Origin of the sequence: Mesorhizobium sp. M0571 (assembly GCF_040320985.1) — a bacterium.
GTDB lineage: Bacteria > Pseudomonadota > Alphaproteobacteria > Rhizobiales > Rhizobiaceae > Mesorhizobium.
This window is the reverse complement of sequence record NZ_JAMYQT010000092.1, coordinates 1-10,862: the sequence shown is the minus strand read 5'-3', so window position 1 is coordinate 10,862 and position 10,862 is coordinate 1. Positions and strand designations below refer to the sequence as shown.

7 protein-coding genes and 3 pseudogenes are annotated in these 10,862 nt (G+C 60.7%); 7 read left to right on the top strand and 3 right to left on the bottom strand.

The window, feature by feature from the left end; translation table 11 throughout:
- Both NKI85_RS38110 and NKI85_RS38105 read left to right on the top strand, forming a co-directional pair.
- Positions 1-852: transposase (locus tag NKI85_RS38110; protein ID WP_502900783.1), on the top strand; the 852-nt coding region annotated here is incomplete at its 5' end.
- Positions 853-991: 139 nt separating this feature from the next.
- On the top strand, positions 992-1,243 hold the full coding sequence (locus NKI85_RS38105; RefSeq protein ID WP_502900782.1) for a transposase: 252 nt from the start codon (positions 992-994) through the stop codon (positions 1,241-1,243).
- A 433-nt stretch (positions 1,244-1,676) separates the two neighbouring features.
- Here NKI85_RS38105 and NKI85_RS36420 read toward each other — a convergent pair.
- Positions 1,677-1,868, bottom strand: a pseudogene (locus NKI85_RS36420) (transposase); the annotation flags it as partial.
- A 733-nt stretch (positions 1,869-2,601) separates the two neighbouring features.
- Here NKI85_RS36420 and ltrA (NKI85_RS36415) point away from each other — a divergent pair.
- Complete coding sequence (gene ltrA, locus NKI85_RS36415; RefSeq protein ID WP_352780637.1) at positions 2,602-3,822, top strand: group II intron reverse transcriptase/maturase; 1,221 nt, start codon at positions 2,602-2,604, stop codon at positions 3,820-3,822.
- 74 nt (positions 3,823-3,896) lie between these two features.
- Here the strand turns inward: ltrA (NKI85_RS36415) and NKI85_RS36410 are convergent.
- Positions 3,897-4,629, bottom strand: a pseudogene (locus NKI85_RS36410) (IS91 family transposase); the annotation flags it as partial.
- Between the two features lie 10 nt (positions 4,630-4,639).
- Positions 4,640-5,500, bottom strand: a complete 861-nt coding sequence (locus NKI85_RS36405) for a tyrosine-type recombinase/integrase (RefSeq protein WP_352780633.1) — start codon at positions 5,498-5,500, stop codon at positions 4,640-4,642.
- A gap of 584 nt (positions 5,501-6,084) precedes the next feature.
- Here NKI85_RS36405 and ltrA (NKI85_RS36400) point away from each other — a divergent pair.
- The 4 genes and pseudogenes from ltrA (NKI85_RS36400) to NKI85_RS36385 form a co-directional block, all read left to right on the top strand.
- A pseudogene (ltrA, locus tag NKI85_RS36400) lies at positions 6,085-6,980 on the top strand (group II intron reverse transcriptase/maturase); the annotation flags it as partial.
- A gap of 129 nt (positions 6,981-7,109) precedes the next feature.
- Positions 7,110-7,466, top strand: a complete 357-nt coding sequence (locus NKI85_RS36395) for a group II intron maturase-specific domain-containing protein (protein WP_352780636.1) — start codon at positions 7,110-7,112, stop codon at positions 7,464-7,466.
- Positions 7,467-8,185: 719 nt separating this feature from the next.
- Positions 8,186-9,433: a methylaspartate ammonia-lyase gene (locus NKI85_RS36390; protein WP_352780632.1), complete on the top strand. Its 1,248-nt coding sequence runs from the start codon at positions 8,186-8,188 to the stop codon at positions 9,431-9,433.
- Between the two features lie 19 nt (positions 9,434-9,452).
- On the top strand, positions 9,453-10,604 hold the full coding sequence (locus tag NKI85_RS36385; protein WP_352780635.1) for a CaiB/BaiF CoA transferase family protein: 1,152 nt from the start codon (positions 9,453-9,455) through the stop codon (positions 10,602-10,604).
- Positions 10,605-10,862: the final 258 nt, after the last annotated feature.

Here is a 10,862-nt window from a genome sequence, read left to right as displayed (position 1 = left end):
ACGGGTGATTTCAGTCCAGGCCATCGTGATCTCCATCGAATCTCGCAAATCCGACAGAATCACAACCTGCTGAAATCACTCAACTCTTTTTGGAACGGACACTCAGAGAATGTCAATCGTCATCTTATTGACCGTGCCTCCTGCCATGCCGATCTTTTCGCCACGCACGAGATCGGTCGCGAGTTGAAGGCGATGTCGCAATGGCTGGTTGAGCATAGCGACCTGCTTGGCTTGGTGGCGCGCGATTTGGTGCGGGTCAACGTCAAGGCCACCGGACGGCAAGGCCTGCCTGCCGAAGCGGTGTTGCGCTGCGCGATCCTCAAGCAGTACCGCCAACTGAGCTACCAGGAGCTGGCGTTCCATCTTGAGGACTCCGCCTCGTTTCGCGCCTTTGCTCGCCTGCCTTTGTCATGGAGCCCGCACAAGTCGGTGCTGCAAAGGACCATCAGTGCGATCCGGTCCGAGACCTGGGAGCAGGTCAATCGGGTACTGCTGTTGAGCGCTCGGCAGGCGAAGCTCGAAAACGGCGCAGTCGTGCGGCTGGACAGCACCGTGACCTCGGCATTTATGCACGAGCCGAGCGACAGCAGCCTGCTTTGGGATGCCGTGCGGGTCATGGTGCGCCTGCTGACGCGGGCTGACGCCTTGGTCGGCGGTGCCGGCTCAGCATGCGCGATCATTGCCGCGCAGCCAGAGCGAGCGGCGGGTATTGCCCGGCGAGCCTGTGTCGGCCGGCGAGAAGCTGGTCAGCCTGTTCGAAGAGCATGCCGATATCATCGTCAAAGGCAGCCGCGATATGGCCACAAGCTCAACCTGACCACCGGCAAGAGTGGAAGATCCTCGATCTGGTGATCGAGAAAGGCAAACCCGGCCCACAGCGACCGATTGCTGCCGATGCTGGAGCGTCACATAGGCATCTGGGGCCAAGCGCCGCGGCACGCAGCAGCGCTGGTGGCTTCGCCACGCGCGACAACCTGGCCACGGCGAAGGCGTGGGGCGTCTCCGACATGGCCTTCCACAAGAAAGCCGGCCTCAAGATCGAGGACATGGTCAGAAAGCAAGTGGCTATACTCACAAGCTGCGCAACTTTCGCGCCGGCATCGAAGCTGGCATCTCGTGCCTCAAACGCGCTTACGGCCTGGCGCGCTGCACTTGGCGCGGCCTTGATCACTTCAAAATCTACGTCTGGTCCTCGGTCGTGGCCTACAACCTCGTCCTCTTCACCCGCCTCAGGCCGACCTGATACCAGCTCGGCATCGCAGCCGTCCCGCCGGCAGAGCCGCCGGCAATGGCGTGCGTCCGATCGTTGCCAAGCACGGCATTTGTCGATCATCAACTATTCCTGACCTGTCCATGCCCGTCAACGGCACTTCCGGTCGGATCCAAGTCATTGTAAATGCCGCGAAATACCGGCGTTTATGGACGGAAACCAGCCTAGTACTACAGTTGCGGATGTCGATGCCGTTTGTAGTGACAGATGCTGGACGCAGCTTGATGTCGTCGTCGCCATAGCGACCAGGCGATGATGAAGGGCTTTTGTGTCGGTGGGAAGATGAGGATCCGGGCGCCTGATCCGGGGCAGCGCTCGTCCTGTGAGACAGCGGTAACGCTGGCGATAGTCGGCGGTCGGGTCCGGCGGCGGCGTGGGCGCTGCCAGAAGAAAACGGCACTGGGCGCTCGTCGGCGCTTAAGGTCATGAGCTTGTGCTTGGACTTGTCGTGATGGCGATAGTCCTTCCAGCGGAAGCTGACCTTGCCCTGGTCCAGGCTCACGAGGCGGCTGTTGGCGATGGCGACGCGATGGGTGTAGCGGCCGAGATAGGCCAGCACCTGCTTCGGCCCGCCGAAGGGCGGCTTGGCGTAGACGACCCTTGCGACAGGCCAAGCCCTGGAAAGGAGAATGGAATATAGATCCTGAAACCTTTCGAAGCGATCCAGAGGGTTCGACCCCCTCCCGGCAAAGGCGCAGCCCGCCAGCCGGAAGCGAGTCTTGCATGGGCGGCGGCAACGTCGCTCGTGAAGCGTAGACAGCGGATGCTGAAGCCATGTGTCAGCCTCGAGATATGTGCATGCGGAGGCCTTCGTCGTGGGTAGCCCGGGGGGCAGCATCGTCGGAACCGCCAGGGCGAGGTTCTGGCGGCTCGGCCGGGGTCTTGGAGCAGGGCAAAGGCATGGGATGGATCGCCAGCGAACCTGTGAGATCCCGCTCGCGTCCACAAGCGAAGTACGCCGGAACAGGGACCGCCGGTTGACCATGGGTCCAGGCTCGATGAGCGTCCTCCACGCTCATCGGGAGCGCCTCGCAGAGCACGAACATGGGAGGCGCATGTGGGGCCTGTGACCGAAACTATAACGGAGCAGGTATGCGTGAGCGGGAAGTCGTAGCGCCTTCATAATAGCGGTGAAGACGGGGAACTGGGCTCACCGGGACCCGACGGAGCGAAGGGAGGCGTCATGTGTAGAGAACCGTTGACCTGAAACATGGGAGGGGGCTCTGAACCCCACAAACCTGTCTACGAACCGACAACGGATAGCCGAACTGGCGAGGACGAAACGGGGTGTGGCGCTGTGCTCGCTCCACCATGTCATCGATCTGCACAGGATGAAGGAGGCCTACCGGCTGACCCGCAAGGATGGTGCCCGTGGCACCGACGGCGTCACTGCGGCGGACTATGAGGTGAACCTGGAGACCAGACTTCTGGACCTCCTGGAGCGCATCAAGTCCGGCCGATATCGTGCGCCGCCGGTCCGGCGGGCCTATATACCCAAGGCGGATGGGTCGCAAAGGATGCTCGGCATTCCGACCTTCGAGGACAAGGTGGCGCAACGCGCCATTACGATGGTGCTGGAGACCGTCTATGAGGAGGATTTCTACCCCTGCTCGTATGGGTTCCGATCGGGCCGCTCGGCCCATCAGGCGCTCCGCAACATGCAGAACGTCCTGTGGGCAAAGCGGCTCTATTGGGTGATCGATCTCGACATACAGAAGTACTTCGACTCGATTCCGCACTCTCACCTCCGGGCGATCCTCGACCAGCGAGTCACGGACGGCCTCATCCGACGGATGATCGATAAATGGCTGAACGCAGAAGCCGTCGAAGACGGTCTTCTGCGCCGAGCGGCCGAAGGATCCCCGCAAGGAGGCGTAGTCTCGCCCTGCCTCTCGAATATCTTCCTGCACCACGTGCTGGACGAATGGTTCGAGACCGAGGTGCGGCCTCGGCTCCGTGGGGGCTGTACCATTGCCCGCTACGCTGACGATGCGCTCATGGCGTTCGACAACATCGTCGACGCTCAGCGTGTCCTGGCAGTGCTGGACAAACGTCTTGGACGGTTCGGGCTTACGCTTCACCCCGACAAGACGCGTCTCGTCGACTTTCGCCCGCGAAGGACGGAGAGCACACGGCATCCGGAGACGGATGGCACCAACTTCGACTTTCTCGGCCTGACCCACGTGTGGGGACGGTCGCGCAGAGGCAAGGACATGGTGATGCAAGTCACGGCCAAGGGCCGTTTTGCTCGTGCGCTGGCTGCGGTAAGTGACTGGTGCCGGAAATACCGGAACTGGTCGATCCGCGATCAGCTTCGCCACCTCTCGTCCATGATGCGGGGCCACTTCGCCTATTACGGCGTCGGGGGAAATGCTCGGCGATTGCGATGGTTCGCCCACCAGGTCGTGAGAATATGGCAGAAATGGCTAGCTCGGCGAGATCGTCAAAGCGTGTTCCGATGGACTCGCCTTAACGAAATCCTGAAACGCCATCCGCTGCCGCCAGCCAGGATTCTTCATTCGTTTGCCACCGTGAGCGAAAATCTACCATGAGGAACCGGATGCGGGAAAACCGCACGTCCGGGTCTGTGAGAGGTGGGGGCAGTAACGCCCCCACCTACTCGGCATTCGATCCGCTTCAGTCCAGCCAGTTGGGCGCAGAAGGTGGCAGGGTCGGCCAGGCTAGCGAGATCGCTGAAGAAGCGAAGCTGGCCAGCGTCAAGGCGTCCTGCAGGCGCTCCAGGAATAGCCGCCTGAACAGGCGCGACAGAACCCGTGTGGGCAGGAAAAATCCCTGCCGGCAGGCGATCCATCGCTAGTCCCCGGCCTTCGCCGTGGCAGGCTGGAGCGACAGGCCGCCGCCCGGCACGACGCAGTGAACATGCGGATGATGGTGGAGATTTGACCCCAAGTATGAAGCACGGCGACCATGCCGATCTCGGTGCCCAGATGCCTGGGATCGGCCGGCGCCACCCTCAAGGCTTCGGATCCGGCCTTGAACAGGATCGCATAGACCGCCGCCTTGTTCTGGAAGGCGATCTCAGCGATCTGGGCCGGGACGGTGAAGACCACGTGGAAGTATGGGACCGGCAGCAGCTCAGCCTGCCGCTCGGCCAGCCACTGGGCGCGGGCTAGGCCCTGGCACTTAGGGCAGTGGCGGTTGCGGTAGGAATTATAGGCTTGCCGCACGAGACCGCAGTCGGTGCAGTGTTCGGCGTGACCGCCGAGGGCCGCGGTCCGGCACGCCTCCACCGCGGCCATGACCCGGCGCTCGACACGCCCGAGATGGCCGGCATGGTCGCGGCGATAATCAGCCCCGTGACGGTGGAATACATCCGCCACTTCCAGATCCGGGCGCATGGCGCGCGGCTCAGCCGGGCGGCGTGATCTCCATGCGGAGTTGGTCAAAAGGACTGGCGGTCAGGCTGATCACAGCCGTTGAGACCTGGGCGTATAGTTTCGTCGTCGCCAAGCTGCGATGGCCCAGCAGCACCTGAATGATCCTTATGTCCGTGCCGGCTTCCAAAAGCTGGGTGGCGAAGCTGTGGCGAAGGGTGTGCACCGTCACCCGCTCCTCAACGCCCAAGAACTCGCAGGCTGCTCGACAAGCGATCCCCAAGGTCTGTGGGTGGATCGGGCCGCGGCCATCGCGCCGAGGAAATAGCCATCGCCCCGGCTTGGTCAACCGCCAATAGACGCGCAAAATCTCCAGCAGCTGCGGCGACAGCATCACATAGCGGTCCTTGCCGCCCTTGCCCTGCTCGATGCGAATGACCATCCGGCTGCTATCGATGTCCGTCACCTGCAGACGCGCCGCCTCCGCGGCGCGTAAGCCCACCGCATAGGTGGTCATCAGAGCGACCCGGTTCCTCGTCCCCTTCACGGCCTGCAGAAAGCCGACCACCTCATCGGCGCTCAGCACGACCGGCAACTTGCGCGGCGTCCGGGCGTAAGCGATCCGCTCAGGCAGATCAGATCGACCCAGCGTCACGCCGTAGAAGAAACGCAAGGCGCAAACGGTCTGGTTCAACGCGCCCCACGAGACCCTTCGGCCCACCAAGTGGGCCTGATAGGCGCGCACCTCTTCGTATCCCAGTTGATCGGGTGATCGTCCAAAAAATCGACTGAACTTCGCCACGTGATGCACGTAGGATCGCTGGGTCTCCGGTGACAAATTGCGGATCGTCAGATCTTCAATCATCCGCTGACGCAGAGGGCTTATCTGGGCCATCTGGGGTTCTCCTGTCTGGAAGGTTGGCTCGACACCAAATCTTCTCAGACAGGGGCCTCCTCCGGCCAGACCCGCGCATCAGCTACCGCGGCAGCGGTTTAGTTGTGTGCCCAGCATGTTCAACCGCTTGGGGGTGAAAGTCCCCTAGCCAACCTGATGGAGGTGAAGGCTTAGCAAAGCGCAAGGGCATTACCGCGAGGTGGTGTCTGAAGGAAGCGTGGAGCAAAACCGCGACCTGACGAACAGAAACCGGATATGAGGCATCCCTGGCCGGACGAGCGGGCAACGTGTCGCGAAGTCCATATCCATCAAAGGGCAGGGCTGTAGATCCGGCAGGCAGGTGCGCGGGGAAGGCGATTGAGCTTACCTGGGGAGGCCTGCGTCATGTTCCGACTTCGGAACTGAGGGAACCGCAAGGTGACCTGACCGTGATGCAGGAGTCAGCAGAGGGCGTAGTAGGTGATGCTGTCGGCAAGGCTAGTGAGGCACTCCAAGGCCGAAAGGCGGAGCAAATGGATAGGCCGAGCCGGAAACGATGACCGAAGGCCCGAACGATTGGAAGCGGCAAGTAGGACTGGCAACTCATGAGTGGAAAGCGGCAGAAGACCCAGTATTCACTGGCCCTGGAACCGAGGGACCGGGGTGAAGCCCCTGTCAGCGGTTACCAAGGGGCCGAACCACTCATGGCGAAGTCGGCACCCGAAAGCCCGGCTTGGACGGAACAGCTAATGGAGACGGTATGTAGCCGAGAGAATCTGGAAACAGCGTGGAAACGCGTTCGAAGTAACAAGGGTAGCCCAGGCGTGGATGGGATGACCATCGACGACGCCAAGGGCTACCTGCGTGAGCACTGGCCAAGCATCCGGTCTCGATTGCTTGAGGGAACCTATCAGCCGCAGCCGGTCAAGCGGGTCGAAATCCCCAAGCCGGACGGCGGGGTCAGAAAACTCGGCGTGCCTTGCGTCGTCGACAGACTGATCCAGCAAGCCCTGCTGCAGGTCCTCCAAGAGCAGTGGGACCCGACGTTCTCGGAGCACAGCTACGGCTTCCGCCCGGGACGCTCTGCCCATCAGGCAGTAGCCCAAGCGCAATGCTACATTGCCGAGGGTTACAGCTACGTGGTTGACCTCGACCTCGAAAGATTTTTCGACCGGTTAATCATGATAGCCTGATGGCGCGCGTCGCCGCCAGGGTGTCCGATAAGCGTGCGCTCAAACTCATCCGTGCATTCCTCAATGCGGGGGTGATGGAGGACGGTCTGGTCCGTCCGGTGGACGAGGGGACCCCGCAAGGCGGCCCGCTCTCGCCCCTCCTAAGCAACCTCCTGCTCGACGATCTCGACAAGGAACTGACCCGACGTGGCCACCGTTTTTGCCGCTACGCCGACGACTGCAACATCTATGTTCGCAGCCGCCGCGCCGGCGAACGGGTCATGGCTTCCGTCAGCCGGTTCCTGACCAAGAAGCTGCGGCTGAAGGTCAACGAGGAAAAGAGCGCGGTGGCGCGACCGGAGGAGCGGAAGTTCCTGGGGTTCAGCATCTCGAATGACGGGAGCGAGCGGCGCATCGCGCCGAAGGCCCTCGACAAATTCAAGACGCTGATCCTGGACATGACACGTCGGACACGGGGGATCAGTCTGCCGCAGTTGATCAAAGAGCTGAAGCCATACCTCATCGGATGGCGCGGTTACTTCGGCTTCTGCCAGACCCCACGGGTGCTTACGAACTTGGAAGCGTGGATCCGCCGAAGACTACGCATGTATCTCTGGCGGCAATGGGGGAACGGGCACAAACCGCTTCAAGGAACTGCGCCATCGTGGCGTCCCAAAGTTCAGTTCTGCGGCTGCCGCCGGTTCGCCGACGGGATTCTGCGCATGTCAGGACACCCGGCGGTCCAACAGGCCCTGCGCAACCACTACTTCGAGTCTCTCGGCCTCCCTCGACTCCATGTCTCTGCCCAAGCTTAATCCGATCGAACCGCCGTGGTACGGACCCGTATGCCCGGTGGTGTGGGAGGGGCGGCGTCGCGAGGCGTCCCCCTATCCCGATCAATCATGCTCCGCAGCACCAGGGAATCGTAAAACCGAATTGCAGGAAAACGGCGCCCAAATATCGCAAACCCTGCAATTCCAGAGGCGGCATTTCGCGTTAATCAGCAAACGCGATCAACGACTTGCGGATAGTTCACGGCCGACTGAATAGGACGGGCTTCTGTAGCGGGCCGTCTGCCACATCGAACATCAGCGGGATCAGCGGTGCTTGTTGCGATCGAGCAAGTCGATCGGGCTTCATCCCGGATACTGATCGCGATGCGTCGCAGCTGCCCTGGTGGCGCAGCCGCTCAGTGGCCGAGCACAGAGTTACGCGTGTTGAGGATGGTGGTGACCGTCTGAGCGCGGGCGTGAAAGGGCTGAAGGAGTGGAAGGCGAGCTTCTCGTTGGCTGAAAGCGCGATCGCGGCGTATCTCGTCACGTATCCCTCGCAGATTACCCGCTTCAAACTGGTCTCCGTATTCGTTAAGACGGCGGCAGTTTGCTTGGGCAGGCGGCGGCCATCTGAAAACGCGATAGCACCGTCCGGAACATTATATTGGCGAACCCTACGCCAGGTGGCACATACTTGGCAGCTAGCGGAATAAAACTGCATCCGGCCGCCAACGCGGTTCCATAGAGGTTGAGCGAAGCAAGTGCAGATCAAAGACGTCCTCCTCGCGCCCGGTAGTGGTGCGTTTTTCTATGACGACCAGGCTGCTATCAGGGCCGGCACCTCGCAGGACGGCTTCATCTATCTTGGCGAACCACTAACGCCCGGTTTCACCTCTATCCGCGTTCCGGCGTCTTCGCTCAGCATCGGGCTTGTCCTTGTCGACGACACCGTCGTTTGGGGCGACATGATGAGTGTTCAATATTCTGGAGCGGGTGGACGCAATCCTCTGTTTGACATCAAACAAATTTCGGATCTGTCGGCGCGGGTCATGGTACCGCGACTTCTCGGTGTCGATGCGTCTCGCTACCTTGATGCCTGCGCGAAGGTTTTCGAGCCATTCGAACAAGAGCGGCTACCCCTCGCGCTTGAGTACGGAGTCAGCCAGGCGCTGCTTCGAGCCGCGGCCTACCTCCAGCGTGCCACCATGGCAGAGATCGTATGCGCTGAATTTGACCTACCGCTGCCGACGTGCAGGGTCCCGATTTACTGCCAGAGCGGCGATGCTCGCGAAATCAATGTAGACAAAATGATATTAAAGGCCGTGGATGTTCTTCCCCACGGCCTGATCAACTCACGTCAGAAGTTCGGAGTCAATGGCCAGACCTTCATGGAGTTCGTGAAGTGGGTTGCAGCGCGCACGCGCGAGATCGGCCGCCCCAACTATCAGCCGGTGCTGCATTTCGATGTGTATGGCTGGATTGGCCAGGAAATCGGGCTGGAGCCGCGAAGAATAGCCGACTTTATCTGCAGGGTTGCCGAGAGCGTTCCGGGTTTCACGCTCAATGTCGAGTCGCCAGCGGACTTTGGTTCCACACAGGCTCAAATTGAGAATTACGCCGAGATCGTATCGATTTTGGATGATCGGGGTTCTAGCGCACGCATTGTCGTCGATGAGAGATGCAATACGCTTGAGGACATTCGGCTCTTTGCCGAAGCGAAGGGCGCGCATCTCGTGCAAATCAAGACCCCGGATGTGGGCTCAATAGCCGACACGGCTCGTGCTGTTCTCATTTGTAAGCAGAACCAAGTTGGAGCGTATGTCGGGGGAAGCTGTACCGAGACGGATCTGTCCGCCCAGGCCTCAGTCCACATTTCGGTAGCAACCCAGGCCGCCATGATGCTCGCAAAGCCCGGGATGGGTGTCGACGAGGCATTTTCCATCGTTGGGAACGAACAGAACCGGTTGCTCGCGATCCTGAACCGTCGAGCAACTAAAAATGTTGGGTGAAAAGCGCGGTGTGTCACCAATGCAGAATAGCCTTGAGGGGATCACCGTCGTTGCTGTGGAGCAGGCCGTGGCCGCGCCTTATGCGTCGTCTCGCCTTGCGGATGCCGGCGCCCGGGTAATCAAGATCGAACGGCCGGAAGGGGACTTTGCCCGAAACTACGACAAGTTGGTCCAGGGGCAGAGCGCTTACTTCGTATGGCTCAACCGGGGTAAGGAATCGGTGTGTCTGGACCTGAGGTTGGAGGCGGACCGCGAGGTCCTCGACACGCTCATTGCCGCTGCTGACGTCTTTATCCAGAATCTGAAGCCGGGCAGTATCGAAAAACTGGGTTTCGGGTGTGCAGATCTCCGTAGACGTTTCCCGCGGCTGATCACCTGCGATATCTCTGGCTTCGGGGAGACAGGGCCGTATTCCCATTTGAAGGCCTATGATCTCATCGTCCAGGCTGAAACAGGTCTCTGTGCGATCACCGGCAACCAACAAGGGCCCGCGCGTGTAGGGGTCTCGGTTTGCGACATCTCGGCGGGCATGACAGCGCATAGCGCCATTCTTCAGGCCCTCTATCACCGCGAGGTCACCGGCGAAGGCACCAGCATCCAGGTGTCACTGTTCGATGCCGTCGCCGACTGGATGAATGTTCCGGTTCTGCAAAACGACTACAGCGGCTATCACACGGTACGCGCCGGCGTGAGACACCCGTCGCTGGCGCCGTATGGCGCCTATCGTTGTGCCGATGGCAAAGACGTCATCTTTTCCGTTCAAAATGATCGCGAATGGATAAATTTCTGCGCGAAATTCCTGAAGCAGCCGGAGCTTACACGCGCACCTGGGTTTGCTGATAATATGGAGCGACTCGGTCACCGGGCCCAACTTGATGAGATCATCGAACTGCGGTTTTCAAAACTGACATGCCACGAAGCAATGCAGGAGCTTGAGGCGGCCGGTCTGGCGTATGGGCGACTGAATGAAGTGGCCGATGTTTCAAAACATCCACACGTTCGCAGGGTTGAGATTGGCACACCTGAAGGAACTGTAGAGACGATAGCGCCGGCGGCGATTTTCAACTCCGAGAAGCTTTCGCTGCGCCCCGTTCCGGCGCTTGGCGCCCATACGGAGAGTGTCCGCGAGGAGGTTTCAGCGCGTTTGCGCGAAAGGGCCGCGTCAGCGTGAGCGCGAATCTTGTCGATAAGGTGCGCGCGCTCGCGATTTACGGAAAACGTGCATACTTCTGCCCATCCCAGCGCATCGGTCGCCCAGCAAGCTCACTGCTGCCGCCCTCGCTAAGATCGACCGCAGAGGCGACTCCATGATCAAGGACATCGTTCCGGCCGTTGAAAGTGAGACGTCTGTACCGCGCTGGAGATCCCTACTCTTCGTTCCCGCTCACGTTCCGCGCTTTGTGGAAGCGGCTCATGAGCGCGGGGCAGA